General features: G+C 70.3%; 12 protein-coding genes. 5 read left to right on the top strand and 7 right to left on the bottom strand.

Going from position 1 to position 15,175, the window contains the following annotated elements; all coding sequences use genetic code 11:
• Positions 1–211: 211 nt before the first annotated feature.
• Genes ACIRJP_RS31530 through ACIRJP_RS31550 form a run of 5 tightly spaced genes read right to left on the bottom strand, consistent with a single transcriptional unit; the run spans position 212 to position 6,187 of the window.
• The gene (locus ACIRJP_RS31530) at positions 212–1,987 is read right to left on the bottom strand and encodes a non-ribosomal peptide synthetase (RefSeq protein ID WP_404181428.1); all 1,776 of its coding nucleotides are present in this window, start codon (positions 1,985–1,987) and stop codon (positions 212–214) included.
• Positions 1,984–3,201 carry an aminotransferase class V-fold PLP-dependent enzyme gene (locus ACIRJP_RS31535; RefSeq protein WP_404181431.1) on the bottom strand — a complete coding sequence of 406 codons (1,218 nt, stop codon included), beginning with the start codon at positions 3,199–3,201 and terminating at the stop codon, positions 1,984–1,986. The genes ACIRJP_RS31530 and ACIRJP_RS31535 overlap by 4 nt, the downstream gene beginning before the upstream one ends.
• Positions 3,198–4,520 (bottom strand): phenylacetate--CoA ligase family protein, encoded by a 1,323-nt coding sequence (locus ACIRJP_RS31540; RefSeq protein ID WP_404181434.1) that lies wholly within the window; start codon positions 4,518–4,520, stop codon positions 3,198–3,200. Before ACIRJP_RS31540 ends, ACIRJP_RS31535 begins: the two co-directional genes overlap by 4 nt.
• Positions 4,521–4,578: 58 nt before the next feature.
• Positions 4,579–4,770 (bottom strand): MbtH family protein, encoded by a 192-nt coding sequence (locus tag ACIRJP_RS31545; RefSeq protein WP_404181437.1) that lies wholly within the window; start codon positions 4,768–4,770, stop codon positions 4,579–4,581.
• On the bottom strand, positions 4,757–6,187 hold the full coding sequence (locus ACIRJP_RS31550) for a class I SAM-dependent methyltransferase (RefSeq protein WP_404181440.1): 1,431 nt from the start codon (positions 6,185–6,187) through the stop codon (positions 4,757–4,759). Before ACIRJP_RS31550 ends, ACIRJP_RS31545 begins: the two co-directional genes overlap by 14 nt.
• Positions 6,188–6,589: 402 nt before the next feature.
• Between ACIRJP_RS31550 and ACIRJP_RS31555 the strand changes: the two genes are divergently transcribed.
• The 5 genes from ACIRJP_RS31555 to ACIRJP_RS31575 all read left to right on the top strand — a co-directional run bounded on the left by ACIRJP_RS31555 (position 6,590) and on the right by ACIRJP_RS31575 (position 12,600).
• The gene (locus ACIRJP_RS31555; RefSeq protein ID WP_404181443.1) at positions 6,590–7,633 is read left to right on the top strand and encodes a MupA/Atu3671 family FMN-dependent luciferase-like monooxygenase; all 1,044 of its coding nucleotides are present in this window, start codon (positions 6,590–6,592) and stop codon (positions 7,631–7,633) included.
• Positions 7,633–8,733, top strand: coding sequence for a hypothetical protein (locus tag ACIRJP_RS31560; RefSeq protein ID WP_404181446.1), 1,101 nt, complete (start codon positions 7,633–7,635; stop codon positions 8,731–8,733). The genes ACIRJP_RS31555 and ACIRJP_RS31560 overlap by 1 nt, the downstream gene beginning before the upstream one ends.
• 42 nt (positions 8,734–8,775) lie before the next feature.
• Positions 8,776–10,155 carry a DUF6002 family protein gene (locus tag ACIRJP_RS31565; protein ID WP_404181449.1) on the top strand — a complete coding sequence of 460 codons (1,380 nt, stop codon included), beginning with the start codon at positions 8,776–8,778 and terminating at the stop codon, positions 10,153–10,155.
• Positions 10,155–11,801, top strand: coding sequence for a DUF885 family protein (locus ACIRJP_RS31570; protein ID WP_404181452.1), 1,647 nt, complete (start codon positions 10,155–10,157; stop codon positions 11,799–11,801). The genes ACIRJP_RS31565 and ACIRJP_RS31570 overlap by 1 nt, the downstream gene beginning before the upstream one ends.
• A 94-nt stretch (positions 11,802–11,895) precedes the next feature.
• Entirely contained in the window at positions 11,896–12,600 is a 705-nt protein-coding gene (locus tag ACIRJP_RS31575) for a DUF5995 family protein (protein WP_404181456.1), read from the top strand.
• A 21-nt stretch (positions 12,601–12,621) separates the two neighbouring features.
• Here ACIRJP_RS31575 and ACIRJP_RS31580 read toward each other — a convergent pair whose 3' ends face one another.
• Positions 12,622–13,554, bottom strand: coding sequence for a GNAT family N-acetyltransferase (locus ACIRJP_RS31580; protein WP_404181459.1), 933 nt, complete (start codon positions 13,552–13,554; stop codon positions 12,622–12,624).
• Positions 13,551–15,175: peptidase C14 (locus tag ACIRJP_RS31585; protein WP_404181462.1), on the bottom strand; the 1,625-nt coding region annotated here is incomplete at its 5' end. The genes ACIRJP_RS31580 and ACIRJP_RS31585, both read right to left, overlap by 4 nt.

The following is a 15,175-nucleotide window of genomic DNA, read 5'->3' on the forward strand; positions in this document are numbered from 1 at the left end:
GCGGACGGGCTCAGGACCTGTCCGGCGGATCAGGGTCGGACAGGCCCCAGGGCCTGTCCGGCGGGTCATGGCCGGGGTCGCGGCGTCTGGCACGGCACCTCGCGGCGTTGCCGAAACGTCCCCGCAGCTCCGCCGTCAAGACGCTCCGGCGCCTTGCGGTGCACCGCACCGGACGCCGCGCATTGTCCGACCCTGATCCGCCGGTCAGTCCCTAGTCCGCCGTCTTCTCCCCCAGCGCCGAAGTCGCCAGGGCGACCACGGTCCTGACGGTCGGCTCCTCGAAGAACTCGCCCAGGGACACCTCGATGCCCAGGTGTTCGCCGACCTCGCTGACCATCTCGACGGCGAGCAGCGAGTGCCCGCCGAGGTCGAAGAAGCTCTCGTCCGGCCCGAACCCGTCGACGTCCAGGTAGGTGCGCCAGAGCCCGGTGATGAACGGTTCGACGCCGTCCTCGGCCGTGGCGGGTTCCTCGCGCCGGGCGCTTCTGGACCCGCGTTCGCGCAGCACGAGTTCGCGGACGGCGGCCCGGTCGGTCTTGCCGCTGGGCAGGAGCGGCGGGCGCTCGCCCAGGAAGACCTGGTCCGGCACGAGGGCGGCGGGCAGCCGGCGCTGTGCGGCCCCGCGGACCTTGACCGGGTCGATCACCGCGCCCTCCGCCGCGAAGACCATCGCGACGAGCGCCGGGCTGTCGTCGCCGACGACCGCGGCGACCGCGGCGACGATGTCGTCGTCCAGGGCCAGGACGCTCTCGACCTCTTCGAGTTCGACCCGGATCCCGCGCAGGTTCACCTGGAGGTCCGCACGGCCGCGGAACTCCAGGGCTCCGTCCCCGCGCCGTACGACGAGGTCGCCGGTGCGGTACATGCGCGCGCCCGCCTCGCCGCTGTGCGGATCGGGCAAAAACCGTTCGGCGGTGAGGCCGGGCCGTCCGAGGTATCCGGTCGCAACGCCCGGACCGGAGACGTAGAGCTCCCCCTCGGCGCCGTCCGGCACCGGGGCGAGTGCTTCGTCGAGCACGTACAGCCGGGTGTCGTCGATCGCCGTGCCGATGGGTACGGAGCCGGCCGCTTCATCCGCCTCGTAGCGGTGGAACGTCGAGTCGACGCAGGTCTCTGTGGGGCCGTACTGGTTGTAGAGGGTGGCGTCCGAGAGCGAACGCACCCGCTGTGCCAGGTCGTTGGTGAGGGTCTCGCCGCCGGAGAAGAGCACGCAGAGCGTGTCGCAGCCGGCGAAGGCCTCACGCCCGGCCACTCCGGCGAGCACGGACGGCACGAAGTGTGCGTGGGTGATCCGGAGCCGCCCGAGCGATTCGGCCAGCTCGTGGAAGTCCGGGTAGTTGGCGAGCTCCGGGGCGACCAGGGTGGCGCCGTGGGAGAGGGTGGCGAAGACCTCCCACGCGGAGAAGTCGTAGATGTAGCGGGTGTGGTGCAGGATGCGGTCCCCGGCGCCGAGCGGGTAGACCCGCTGGCCCCAGGCGACGCGGTTGGCCAGGGCCCGGTGCGGGATCAGTACGCCCTTGGGCCGGCCGGTGGAGCCGGAGGTGTAGATCACCGAGACCGGGGACTCGGCCGGAACGGGAACCGGGGGCTGCGACGTGTCCTGCGCGGAGTCGTCGAGCACGGGCAGGGCCGGAACGCCGAGCGTGGCGAGCGGGGCGGTGGCCCCGGTGTGCACCAGCAGCCGTGCGCCGGAGTCCTCGACCATGGCGCGCAGCCGGTCTCCGGGCAGCGAGGGGCACAGCGGTACATACGCGGCTCCGGCCATCGCGACGGCGACGAGCGCGATGACGCCTTCCTGGGAGGGGCTCGCCAGGACGGCGACCGGTGCTCCGGTGGCGACGCCGTGGGCGCGCAGCCGGGCGGCGAGCGCTTCGGCCCGGAGGCCGAACTCCGCGTAGTCGAGGGCGCCTGCCGGGCCCTCGATCGCCGTGTTCCCGGGGGCTTCGGCGATGGTCCTGCGTATCTGGTCCAGGACGGATCCGCTCATCGCTGCCCCCGCACGTAGTCGAGGACGTCGTCCAGGGCGGCGAACAGCACGTCGATGTCATCCCTGTCGTTGTAGAGATATCCGGAGACCCGGAGCACCTCGTCGTCGGTGAACCGGTCGACGAAAGGCTGGGCGCACAGGTGGCCGGTGCGGCAAAGCACCCCGTAGGAGTCGCTGAGGATCTTCGCGATCTCCTTGAGGTTGTGGACGCCGTCGATGGCGAAGCTCAGGATCGCGGCGCGGTCGGCCGGCTCGCTCGGGCCGAGTATGCGCAGGTGGGGACGTTTGAGTGTCTCGCACAGCATGGCATCGGCGAGTTCGGCGTCGTGCCTGGCGAGTTCGTCGAAGCCGATGCCGCTCAGGTAGTCGATGGCGGCGTGCAGTCCGTAGGCCTCGGCGATGGCGGGGGTGCCGGCCTCCAGGGAGTGCGGGACCTTGCGGATCGTGTGGCTCTCGGCGTCCACCCAGTCGACGACTCCTCCGCCCAGGGCGGTCGGGCGCAGCTTCTGGAGGTGCTCATGGCGTCCGCAGAGCACACCGATGCCGGTCGGGCCGAGCATCTTGTGGGCGGAGAAGGCCAGGAAGTCGATGTTCTCGCCGCCGATCCGGCGGTGCCCGGCGGACTGCGCCGCGTCGACGACGGTGAGCGCGCCGGCCTCCTTGGCCATCGCCGCCATCTCGGCGACGGGTGCGTAGACACCGGAGACGTTCGAGCAGTGGGTGAGTACGACGACGGCGGGGCGGGCCCGCAGGAGTTCGGCGTACCGGTCGAGGTCGACGGCCCCGGACCGGTCGACCGGGATGGCACGTACATCGGCCACCCGCCGCCAGGGCAGCAGGGCCGAGTGGTGGGCGTCGAAGGGGACGAGAACGACGTCGTCACGGGTCAGTCCGAGGCCCGAGGCCACCGTGTTGATCGACGCGGTGGTGTTGGCCGTGAAGACGACCTCGCTGCTGAGGAAGCCGGTGAACTGGGCGGTACGGGCCCGGGCGGCTTCGAAGTCGTCCGAGGCCTGCTCGGAGAGGAAGTGCTTGCCGCGGTGGATGTTCGCGCCGACCTCGTGGTAATAACGGACCATCTCGTCCGTGACCTGGCGGGGTGTCAGGCTGGTGGCGGCGCTGTCCAGGTAGACGATGCGCCGGCCGTCGATGGTCTGCCGAAGGAGCGGGAAGTCGTCACGACATCGCTCGGCAGGCGTGGGCTCAATGCTCATTGCTCTCCCCCGTTGGAAGCCGGCTGAGTGACCTCTGAGACGCAGGAGGCGAACTTGCCCGTGCGGGCCGCCGGAATGTACGTCACCGACTCGATCGCGAGCGAGGTCGTCGTGCCCAGCATGTCCAGGAGGCGCTCGCGCAGCGCCTTCTCGTCGACCCGCGCCCCGGCGCTCGGGATGTAGCGGAACTCCATCTCCCCGCTTGCCGGTTGACGCAGCTGGTACACGTCGATGGGCAGGTCGGGGCCGACGGCGCGGTCCACGTCCCGGGGGCTGATCAGGGCCGGGGCGCCGTCCTTGACCACCTTGATCATGGTGGTGAGCCGGCCCTCGTGCGTGGCCTGCGGCAGGTCGCTGCCGCAGACGCACGGCTGCTCGCCGAGCGAGTAGATGTCGCCGGTGCGGTAGCGCAGGTGCGGGGAGATCCGGTCGCCGAGGCTGGTGGCGACGAGCTCGGCGCGCTCGCCCGGCCCGGCGGGCCGGCCGTCCACCAGGAACTCGGCGAAGAAGGTCTGGTTGTTGACGTGCATCCGCCCGGCCGGGCACTCGATGGCCACCCAGCCGAGTTCGGTCATCGAAACGATCTCCGCCATCGGCATGTCGGCGCCGAAGAATTCCTGGAGCTGGCGTCGTGCGACACCGGTGACCAGGGTGTAGGTCAGGGCGACGGCCGAGACCTGCGGCGGCTTGAGCCCGCGGGCCTTCAACTGGCGCACCAGGAAGGCCAGGTGGGTCGCGTCCGCGTAGAACCAGTGCGGATCGAACTCCTCGGTCTCGTCGATGGCCTGCTGCACCAGCTGGTCGGGGGTGGCGAGCACATCGTGCGAGACCGGCAGGACCAGCGTCCCGTCCGGGAGCGTGCGGTCCTGGATCGTGGTGAAAGGGGTCGCGCATTCGACATCCGAGCAGTTCGGTGCCGCGTAGCGGATCGGGCGGTGCGAGCGGCACCGCGCCAGGGCCTCGCCCAGCACCTTGTTGGCAAAGAGCGTCGCCCGCATGCGTTCGGCCAGCGCGTACGTATGGGTAATCGTGGTCAGCCGCTCACCACCGGTACCGGAGCTCTGGCTCTTCAAGGTCAGCGGATCCCTGAGAGTCTTGCCCCGGGCGAGTACGCCCTGGGGGAAGTTCCGCCGGTAATCGATCTTCTGCGTGGTCGGGATCCGGCGGAAGTCGTCCGCCGTCCGGACATCCTCCAGCCGGATGCCCGCCTCATCGAGGTGTTCGGCAAAGAAGGGAACCTGCTCGTAGGCGAACGAAACCTCCGCCAACGCCTTCTTGAAACTGCTCGGCCGAAATCCGATGTCCGTCACTGATGCCAAAGCCGTGCTCCCACTCCTGAAAGCCCACTGATGTCAGGTCGTCCGGCACCGGCCGGTGTCACTCGGCCATCTGCCTGATGAGGCTCAACGGGCGAAGGTCGGTCCAGATCTCGCCGATGTGGGCGAGGCACTCGTCCTTGGTGCCGTGCGTGCCCTCGTCGGACCAGCCCGGTGCGAGTTCCCGGTCGACGGGCCAGATGCTGTACTGCTGCTCGTGGTTCACGACCACTCGGTAATCAGCCCCGGTCATCAGGAAGTTCCTCCGTTATCACAAACGTGGTCTGGGGGAGCGGGATGTTCTGGAACATCTTCGCCAGATATGCCTGGAGTGATGCCGCGAATATGGCGGTGCTCTCACTGTCGAGGACAGAGATGCTCTGCCCGGGGGAAGACCCTGGACCGGCAGTGGAGGGGCTCAGAGAGAAATGCGTGTCCGCTGGAACACGGGAAGGCAGCGCGAATGCGACATCGAAGTCCCCGTCCGCGCTTCCGGCCGACCAGGTTGTCCGCACCGCATATCCGAGGCGCTTTCCCAGCTTATGACATTCTTCCGGGTCCAGTCCGGATCCCGGTGCACAGATATCGCGCAGTATTTCCATGACAGAACTCATGGAAGCGCCCTCTTCGAGAGCCCGCGAGGCACCGGTCTCGTTCCTGACCCGAGCATTGGGTATGCCGTTCAGGCGCAGCACGGCGGGATTCTCCTGGGTGAGGAAATTCTCCAGTTCGGCGATATCGCCGATTTCGGCACCCCACACCGGCCGCACCGCATTGTCGAGCGGAAGCGGTCGGGCCGGGCCGCGGCCGATGAGCACATCGTATCGATAGCGCGTCAGTTCATTGTGATGGATTCCGCGGCGCAGCCGGACATCGACCAGGGAGATGTCTTCGACCCGGGCCGGTAATCCGGTGAAGAACTCCGGGTCGAGGAAGAGTTCGCGCTCCTTCAGCAGTTGCTGTTCCATGGCGCGCTCGACGCTCGCGGCGGTGGCGCCGGGATCCGACCGGTAGAGCTCGGCGGCGGCGTACAGGCTGCGCCGCAGGCGGCGGTTCCTGACGTCGCCCAGCAGGACGAACCCGCCGGGGGCAAGGGCGGCGAGAGCGCCCTTGATCACGTCGGCGAGGTAGTCGGCGTCGGGGAAGTACTGGATGACCGAATTGAGGACAACGGTGTCGAAGTAGCCGGAAGGCAGGCCCGTGAAGTCGTGCGCCGGCTGGTTCCTCAGCTCGACCACTCCGCCGAGCTGCGGGTTTCTCCCGACGGCGCGGGCCAGGATGTCGACCGCGTCGCGGCTGAGGTCGGTGGCCCAGTAGCTCTCGCACCGGGGTGCCACCCGGGAGAGGATCAGCCCGGAGCCGGCACCTATCTCAAGGACCCGGCGGGGCCGCATCCCCAGAATGGTGTCGACCGTGCCGGCACGCCACTCCTCCATCTCCGCGCGGGCAATGGGCTGCCGGTCGTAACTGCTGGTCCATTCCGAGAAGTTCTCACCGAATTCCTGAGAATCCGGCTGGGCCTCGTAGACCGAACCGTAGATCATGCGCCATTCGTCGAGGCGGCGCTCCTGTACCGATCTGCGCATGGTTTGCAGTGCGCGTTCGGCCGGGACCACCGTTGCCTGAAGGTGTCGGCCGCCCTCGCCGTCCGGCTGTTCTGCAATGGCCACCTTCGCGACGCCTGCATGCCGTAAGAGAGCCGATCTAATGTTCCGAGGATCAAACCCTAAGCGGGTGCGACTCCCCCGGCCTATACGACCATCCTCACTCAAGCTCGCCCCCAGTTACTCAAGCTTTCACGAAGTTGAAATAAACGTGGGCCCAGTGTTACTTCGGGCCAAAGGCGCTGTCAAGCGCCGACCCGCGGCACCGGCCCACGCTCACGGCGTAAACGGAACGGCCCCTTCATTTTCCACTTCGGCCAGTACGCCCCTCTTCGCCCATTTGCACCCATTTGGCGCCACCCCCGGAAACCCCTTGACGTGCCGCTAAGAACTACGCCAAGATCCATCTCCGTTACGGAGAATGTCCCACATCCGCGCTGCAGCGGCACAGTCGCAAGGAACGGCCTAATGGACTTCAGCCTCTTCTATTTCTCTGCCGATAGCGCCGGAAGCGAACAGGACCGCTACGAGTTACTCCGCGAAGGCGCGCGGTTCGCCGACACGCACGACTTCTCGGCGGTATGGACACCGGAACGCCACTTCCATCAATTCGGCGGGCTCTACCCGAACCCGGCGGTGACCGGTGCGGCCGTTGCCGCCATAACCGAGCGGATCGGGATCCGAGCCGGCAGTGTCGTGGCGCCGACCCACGAGCCGGCCCGCATCGCCGAGGAGTGGTCCGTGGTCGACAACCTCTCCCGCGGCCGGGTCGGTGTCTCCTTCGCCTCCGGCTGGAGCGCCATCGACTTCGCCTTCACGCCCGACAACTATCCGCGGCGCAAGGACCTGATGTTCGAGTACACCCAGGAGGTCCGCCGACTGTGGCGCGGCGAGCCGCTGTACGTACTCGACGGCGCCGGCGACCCCACCGAGGTGAAGGTCTTCCCGCCGCCCGTCCAGCCCGAACTCCCGGTCTGGATCACCAGCAGCGGAGACGTGGACACCTTCCGGCGCGCGGGGCAGATCGGTGCCGGACTGCTCACGCATCTCCTGGGCCAGGATCCCGACGAACTGCGCGGCAAGATCGAGGAGTACCGCGCCGCCTTCCGCGAGGCCACCGGCGGCGGCCGCGGCCATGTGGCCCTGATGGTGCACACCTTCCTCGGCGATGACGAGGACGCGATCCGCGAGAAGGTCCGGGGCCCGCTCTCCGACTACCTGCGCACGTCCCTCAACCTGTTCGTGGGCTCCCGCAGCGTCGCCGCCCTCAAGCTCGACCCGTCGGCCATGCGCTCGGCCGACACCGACTTCCTCGTCGAGCGCGCCTTCGAGCGGTACTTCAACGAGAGCGGCCTGCTCGGCAGCGTGCCGAAGGCCCAGCGCATCGTCGAGCGACTGCGCGGAACCGGGGTGGACGAAATGGCCTGCCTGATCGATTTCGGACTGCCCAACTCCGAGGTCCTCGACGGTCTCAAGCACCTGGACCAGCTCCGTCAGGCCTGTACCGCCTGATGCCGGCCCACGGGGAAACGCCGCCGCACGGGCCGACCGTCGCCGTCATCGGAACCGGCGGGCTGGCCCGCGCGGTCTGTTACGCGCTCGCCGCGGGCACCCGGCCCGTCCGGGTCCTGGTACTGGGCCGCGACCCGGTGAAGACCGCCGAGATCTGCTGGATCAGCGGCGCCCGCGCGATCGGCACGGGCGACAGTCCTCCTACGGTCACCTTCCGGCCGGTGACCGCCGAACCGGCCGCCGCCGGAGCCCTGGCCGAAGCCCTCGCCGAAGCCCGCCCCACAGCCGTCCTGGTGGCGGCCTCCCTCCAGTCCCCCTGGGAGCGGATCAGCGCCCCGTCGGCCTGGACCGCGCTGATCCAGCGTGCCGGCTTCGGTCTGACCCTGCCGCTCCAGGCGGTGTTCGCGCGAGAGGCGGGCCGGGCACTGGCCGAGCACCACCCCTCGGGATGGCTGCTCAACGGCTGCTTCCCCGACGCCGTGAACCCGGCCCTGGCCGGCCTCGGTGTCGCCCCGCTGTGCGGGATCGGCAATGCGGCACTCACCGCCACCGGGCTCCAGGAGGCCCTCGCCCTCCCCCAGCGGCACCGGCTGCGGGTCCTGGCCCACCACCTGCACCTGCACTCCCCGCCGCCCGGCGTCGAGGAGGTCCGGGCCTGGGTCGACGAGGAGCCCGTCCCCGGGGTCGCCGGCCTGCTCCGACAGCAGCGCGCGGCCTCCCGCGCAGAGCTCAACCACGTCACCGGATTCGTCGCCGCCCGGCTGCTGACCGAACTGCTCGCCGGGCAGGAGGTCCGGGCGAACCTGCCCGGCCCGCTGGGCCTGCCCGGCGGCTACCCGGTACGGATCACGGCCGCCGGCCCCACCCCGCACGTCGAACTGAACCTGCCGGAGCAGGTGAGCCGCGCCGAGGCCGTCGCGTACAACGAGCACGCCGCCCGCCACGACGGCGTCGTCATCGAGGACGGCCGCGTCCACTTCACCCGCACCGCACCCGGTGACCTTCCCTCCGAGTTGTCCGGCGGATTCCCCGTCACCGACCTGGAGGAGGCCGCCCACTGCCTGGCCGCCTTCCGGGACCGCCTGCGCGACCGCGTCTGAGGGCTGTCCCTCAGAGCCCTCACCACCTACCTAGGAGCCAGCATGTCCGTGACCAGCTTCGACGGGTCCGCTTCCGCACGGTCGGGCAACCTCATTCTCGACCACTACGACCAGGTCGGACGGGCGATCGGGGGGATCGTCGACGACATCGGTCCGGCACGCGACGACGCCGCCGCGTTCAAGCCCGGCTTCCGGCTGCCCGAGCTCGACGACGACCTGCGGCGCTTCTTCGCCGCCGCCACCGTCGAGTGGCACGAGCTGGGCGGCTACGGCGAGCACCGCCTGCACCTGATGGACCTCACCGGCAACCCCGGCACGGGCACCACCAAGACGTTCCCGTCACTGCTGATGGTGGCGCGCGCGGTCGAGTACATCCGCCGCTACGACGAGAGCATCACGATCTTCTCCCCGACGTCGGCCAACAAGGGCACCGCACTGCGCGACGCGGTACTGCGGGCCATCGACGCCGGTCTGGTCACGCCGGAACAGCTGCGCGTGGTCATCATCGCCCCGGCCTCCTGCCGGTCGAAGCTGCGCGACAGCCGGCTGTCGCAGGACCCGACGCTGCGCGCGCTGAACCCGATGTTCCTCTACACCGGACAGGAGTCCGAACAGGTCAAGGCCGTCGGCCGGGAGTTCGTCGACATGTACGCCACCGAGGCGTCCAAGCACCTCGACACCCGCCTCTGGTACTCCCTGGAGCTTTCCAACTACCTGGTCGCCGACACCGCACGGGCCTTCTTCGAGCAGCGGGCCCTCCCGGACGGCGGGGCCGGCCGGGTCCACGCGCACGCCGTGTCCAGCGCCTTCGGCCTGCTCGGCTACCACGAGGGCCGCGCCGCACTGGAGCGGGCCGGGCTGGCCGACGAGGGCGCCCGGCCGGAGAGCCTGCTCGTCCAGCACCTGGGCACCCCGGACATGGTGCTGAACCTGGCGCACGGCGACTTCAGCCGCGACGGCATGCCCGCCTACGAGCTCAGGGACGGTCTGTACCACCAGTCCGCCGACCCGCGCTTCCCCCAGGTCACCTCCGACCCGGGCGAGGTGCTCGACCCGACCTTCTACACTCACCGCCCGGTCACCTCGCCCGCCATGAACGAGCTGATCCGCCGGTACGGCGGCAACGGCATCGTGGTCTCCGGCGAGGAGTGCCGGGAGCGCTACGAAGGGCTGCGGGACCGGCTCTCCGGCACCGGCTGCGCGCTGCCCGCGGACCCCGCGACGCTGCGTGAGCAGTCACTGGTCATGGGCCTGACCGGAGTGATGAACGCTGTCGACCGCGGCCTGATCGGCGGCACCGGAAAGGACATCGTCGTGCACGGATCGGGCGCCTACGCCACGTCCGACTACCAGCCACTGGAGCACTTCACCGAGATCTCCGGCCCGCAGGACATCGCGTCCGCCCTCTACGGTCGCGCGTGATGTCGCGAACTCCGGACGAACTCCGGCTTCTCACCGAGGAGTTCTGGCTCTGGCGGGCGGCGACCGCTCCTGACTCCGGCGACGACCTGCCGCGTCTGGAGCGCCCGCCCGGCTGGGCACCCGACTGGTCGGCGGGCGCCGTCGCGGCCCGCCGGCGGCGCATGGAGCAGTGGTACGAGCGCCACCGCCGCCTGGACGTCGCCGATGAACCGGTCTCCGTGCAGATCGACTTCCGTCTCCTGGGATGCGCGCTCGACCGGGTGCACTGGGAGCTGGAACTGCTGCGTGGCTGGCAGCGCGATCCCTGCTTCTACATCGACCAGAGCCTGGTCCCGGTATACAACCTGCTGCTGGTCTCCACACCGTTCACGGCCGAACGGGCTGACGACGTCGTCCGGTTGCTGCACCACGTACCGCAGGTGCTGCTCCAGGCGCGGGAGAACCTGGCGGACACCGCGGCCAGGCCGTTCGCGGTGGCCGCCCTGCGCAAGCTCGCCGACGCCGACAATGCGCTCACCACCGCGATGAGCGCACTGGTCCCGTACCTGCCGACCGCGCAGGCGGCCGGTCTGCCCGCCGCCGCCGAGCGGGCCGCCGCGGCGGTCCGGGAGTTCGCCGACTGGCTGCGCGAGGCCCACGACGGGTTCCATGCCGAGGGCGCGGCGGGGCGTGCGGCCGTCGAGTTCCTGCTGCACCGCGTCTCGCTGCTGCCGTACGGGGCGGACCGGCTGCGTGAGCAGGCCAAGCAGGAGTGGACCCGCGCCGTCGCGACGGAAGCCGTCCTGCGTCAGCGGGTGCGCGCCCACGCCGGGACCGAGAAGCAGCACAGTGCGGCCGAGCAGCTCACGCTGGCGCGGACCCAGGAGCACGAGATGCGCCGCTTCTACCGCGAGCGCGGCCTCCTGGGACAGCCCGAGTCCCTGCGCCATTACCGCTTCGCGGTCTGCCCTCCGTACCTGGCCCCCCTGACCTGGCTGGGCGTCCCCGACGACCTGACCTCGCCGTCGCGCGCCCATGACGACGCCGTACGTTACGTCCCCGCCGATTCGGACGTGGAACTGCCGTACTTCGAACGGGCCGCGGCGATCGATCCCCGGACGGCGATCGTCCATGAGGGCGTCCACGCCCAGCAGCTGGCCCTCTCCTGGGCCCACCCGAATCCGGCTCGCCGGCACTTCTACGACTCCGTGCCCAACGAGGGGGTCGCGTTCTACAATGAGGAGTTGATGCTGCTCTCGGGCGCCTGCGACTCCAGCCCGACCGGCACCGAGTTCATCGCCAACGCCATGCGCCTGCGTTCCCTGCGGGTCGAGATCGACCTCGGTCTCGCCCTCGGCGAACTCACCGTCGACGAGGCCACCGGTCTGCTGTGCCGACTGGTGCCGATGGACGAGGCGACGGCCTGGGCCGAGGCGGTGTTCTTCCTCGGCAACCCGGGCCAGGGGCTCAGCTACCAGACGGGAAAGCTGCAACTCCTGGAACTGCTCGCCGAGGCGGCGGGGCGGGACGGCTTCGACCTGGAGGAGTTCCACGACCGGCTGTGGCGGGAGGGAAACACGCCCTTCGCGCTCCAGCGATGGGAGTTGCTCGGCCTGAGGGATCAGCTCGATGCGGCGGACCGCCTCGCCGGCGCCACCGGTGACTGACTGACCCGGGGGCTGCGTCACGGCCGTTCGCCCATTCCGATGAACCCCGGGCCCGGCGGCGCCGTCCCGGCACCGGGGCTGGGACGCTGCCCCCATGGCGCAGTTCGAGCAGTTGCACAGCTCCGTCCCCGGCATCGCCTCCGTGATCGAGCGGATGCGCGCGTTCAGTTCCGCCTGGGCGCCGGCGGGCGGGGCCGAGGACGGGCTGGCGGTCTTCAACCGCATCTATCTGACGGTCACCGAGACCGTCCGGCAGCAGATCGACGACGGCGCGTTCCCGGACCGGCGGGCCGCCGAGACGCTGGACGTGCGGTTCGCCGAGCGCTACCTGTCGGCGGTCGACGCCTCGACGACGGGAGAGCGGACGCCCGACTGCTGGCATCCGCTCTTCCAGTACCGGCACCATCCCGGCGTACGGCCAGTGCAGTTCGCCCTGTCCGGCATCAACGCGCACATCGGTCACGACCTGCCGCTCGCCGTCGTGGCCACCTGCCGCACGCTCGGCTGCGCCCCGCCCGATCTGGAGGAGGAGTTCGACCGGGTGGGCGATCTCCTGCTGATGCTGGAGGAGCGGATCCGGGAGGACCTGATGCCGGGCCCCGATCTGCTGGAACTGGCGGACCCGCTCACCCACCTGTTCGGCTCGTGGAGTCTGGAGCGGGCCCGCGAGGCGGCCTGGTCGGCGGCGCTGGTGCTGTGGCGACTGCGTGAAGTGCCTTTGCTCGCCGAGGAGTTCCGCCGCCGCCTGGACGCGGGGGCCGGTCTGGTGGGGCGCTTCCTGCTCACTCCCTGCCGCTGAGAGCGCCCCGTCTCCCCTCGTCTAGAAGCAGTCGCCGTACCAGTGGACCGCACCGGGCGCCGTGACCGTGGCCCGCACCGACTCCTCGGTGGCGAGCAGCGGGCGCGCCATGCCCACGTGCTCCGTCACCTGCCGGGCGTCCGCCATCAGGGCCGGGAGCGCGCTCCGGACCCCGGGGCCGTCGGGGAGCCGGACCCGGACCCGGCTCAGCCCTGCCTCCCGGCCCCGTTCGCCGGCGGCGGCGTACAGCTCGCCCAGGCACTCAGGGGCGCCCGCGAACTCCCGCACCTCCAGGTGCGCCTCCTCGTGCTGGGTCACGAGCATGCCGACGAGCTCCCCCGACGCCGGGTCCTGTGCCACGAGCGAGCGCTCGAGCGGGCCGTACCAGGCGGGTACCCGCACCGCCCAGTCCTCGGCCGCCCGCACCGAGCTGAGCGGCCGGGCCACGTTGTACGCGTGATGCAGCGCGGCCAGCTCCGCGGCGTCCCGCGCGGTGGCGGGGCGGATCCGGAACGCCCCGGCGGCGGGCGAGGGAGCGAGCCGCCCCTCGGTGTACGTACTGCCGAACTCCTGCCATCCCGAGCCCCGGTAGACGCCCGGCGTCCCGGTGAACAGCAGTGACCAGGCGCACTGTTCGGCCGTCATCGTCTGCTCCGCCGCCACCAGCAGCCGCCGCACGAGACCCTGGCCGCGGGCCTCGGGCCGGGTGGCGACGCTGCCGATGCCGCCGACCCGCTGCGGGGTGCCGTGCGCGTCGCGGATCTGCCTCGGTACGTAGACGACGACCGCGTCGATCCCGTCTCCCGCGGCGTTCTGCGCGACGAAGGTGTGCCGGTGGCGGTCCGGGTCGAGAGCGTGCAGGTCGGCGAGGTGCGGGGCGTCGAAGCAGCGCCGCCACAGGGCGGCCAGTGCCGGGTCGTCGGCCGGGGTGGCGGTGCGGATCGTGGCGGTCACAGGGTCAGGTTCCCGTCCGTGCGCGCCTTGTCGCCGTTGGCGGGCATGGCGGTGCGCTCGGTGCCGTCCTCCACGCAGGTGGTGTGCAGGACCGAGTCCAGGGCGTCCGGGGCGAGGTGGAGGGTGCCGCCGGTGAAGCGGCTGCCGGTCGCCGCGTAGTGGTTGGTGCCGTCGGCGATGCGGACATGAGCGGTGTCCGGGCCGGCGGCTGAGCTGCCCAGACCGCTGATGTCCCAGGTCAGCTTCCCGGCGCCGGCGGCCCGGCCGAGCAGCGCCTTGGCCTTGTTGCTGCCGGTGAGTCGGGCGCCGCCGGTGACGGTGATCCGCTGGTCGCGCACCGCGCTGAGCTCGATGCCGGTGTTGTCGTAACTGCCGCCGTCGATCCGGAGCTCGGCCGATCCGACCGAGAGCGGGGCCGCGTTCTCGGCGCCGGTGACAGTGCAGTCGGTGAAGTGGACGGGTCCCGCGCCGCGCAGGATCGCACCGTCGACACCCTTGAACGTGCAGCGCACGAAGTGCACGGGCGCGGTGACCGGGGTCTGGACGAGGACGGCTCCGGCGGGCGGCTCGAAGGAGCAGTCGCTGATGGTGGTCGGCCGGGTGGAGCGGGCGGAGCGCTGGGCGACGGCGAAGGTCTTCGCCGTACAGCCGCGCACCTGGGCGCCGTCGGCGTTGACGGTGAGGGTGCCGGCCTGGTCGAAGGTGGGGCGGGCGATCACCGTGATGTCCTCCAGGGTCAGATCGGTGATCTTGGTGTTGGCGGTGAACCAGGAGCAGACATGTCTGCGTACGGTGATCCGCTTGGCTGAAATGCCCCACTGGGCGCCGGAGTTGGCGATATCCATCAGTCCGGAGTTGCCATCGAAGAGCAGATCGTGCTCGTACTGTCCGTGTGTCGTGAACGGGTTGCCGCCCGCGTCGTCGCCGTCTCCGTGGCAGTTCACGACGGTGCAGTAGGCGGAGGCGGTGAGGTCGTTGAGGTGGCGGACATTGCTGGTCGTGCAGTCCGCGACCCGCCCGTACAGGCAGTAGATCTGCTGGGTGAGGTAGCCCGCGCCGCCGTACTCGACAGTGGGCGGGTTCTTCAGGGAGCAGTCCTCGGTGCGGAAGCGTGTGCACCAACGGCGCATGATGACCGGCCAGAAGGTGCCGGTGGCGTGGATCCCGGAGACGTCGCAGCCCACGGCGTACTCGAAGCTGACGGGGTGGGAGCCGGTGTACTCGTCGGGGCCCGCGCCCTCGAAGACCATGTTGCGGATGTGGGTGGACCGGACCGGTTCGATCCGGGTCCAGGTGAGCCTGCGGCCCTCGGCGAGCTCCCAGCCGTTGAGGTAGCCGATCCGGATGTGCCCGGAATCGACGATCTCGGTGACCTCGACCAGCTTCTGCAGCTCGCGTTCGTCACCGCCGCCGCCCGCGACCGGGTCCACCTGCACCGACCACCACTGGCCGACCTCGAACGCCTTGGCGTCGGGGACCGGGAAGGTGTCGGTGAGCTCGATGACCTTGCCGGAGAGCGTGTGTCCGACGGTGGTGTCGGTGACGGTGCCGCGGAAGGAGAGGACGGCGCCGAAGGGGTTGTCGTGGGTGTTCTTCTCGATGCCTTCGGTGCGTATGCGGT

It is taken from the genome of Streptomyces sp. NPDC102437, assembly GCF_044765565.1.
GTDB lineage: Bacteria > Actinomycetota > Actinomycetes > Streptomycetales > Streptomycetaceae > Streptomyces.

Excerpts from the sequence above, each read along its gene's own strand:
- ACIRJP_RS31535 (WP_404181431.1), bottom strand. The coding sequence starts at position 3,201 with ATGAGCATTGAGCCCACGCCTGCCGAGCGATGTCGTGACGACTTCCCG.
- ACIRJP_RS31560 (WP_404181446.1), top strand. The coding sequence starts at position 7,633 with ATGCCGGCCCACGGGGAAACGCCGCCGCACGGGCCGACCGTCGCCGTC.
- ACIRJP_RS31555 (WP_404181443.1), top strand. The coding sequence starts at position 6,590 with ATGGACTTCAGCCTCTTCTATTTCTCTGCCGATAGCGCCGGAAGCGAA.
- ACIRJP_RS31575 (WP_404181456.1), top strand. The coding sequence starts at position 11,896 with ATGGCGCAGTTCGAGCAGTTGCACAGCTCCGTCCCCGGCATCGCCTCC.
- ACIRJP_RS31565 (WP_404181449.1), top strand. The coding sequence starts at position 8,776 with ATGTCCGTGACCAGCTTCGACGGGTCCGCTTCCGCACGGTCGGGCAAC.
- ACIRJP_RS31545 (WP_404181437.1), bottom strand. The coding sequence starts at position 4,770 with ATGACCGGGGCTGATTACCGAGTGGTCGTGAACCACGAGCAGCAGTAC.
- ACIRJP_RS31530 (WP_404181428.1), bottom strand. The coding sequence starts at position 1,987 with ATGAGCGGATCCGTCCTGGACCAGATACGCAGGACCATCGCCGAAGCC.
- ACIRJP_RS31570 (WP_404181452.1), top strand. The coding sequence starts at position 10,155 with ATGTCGCGAACTCCGGACGAACTCCGGCTTCTCACCGAGGAGTTCTGG.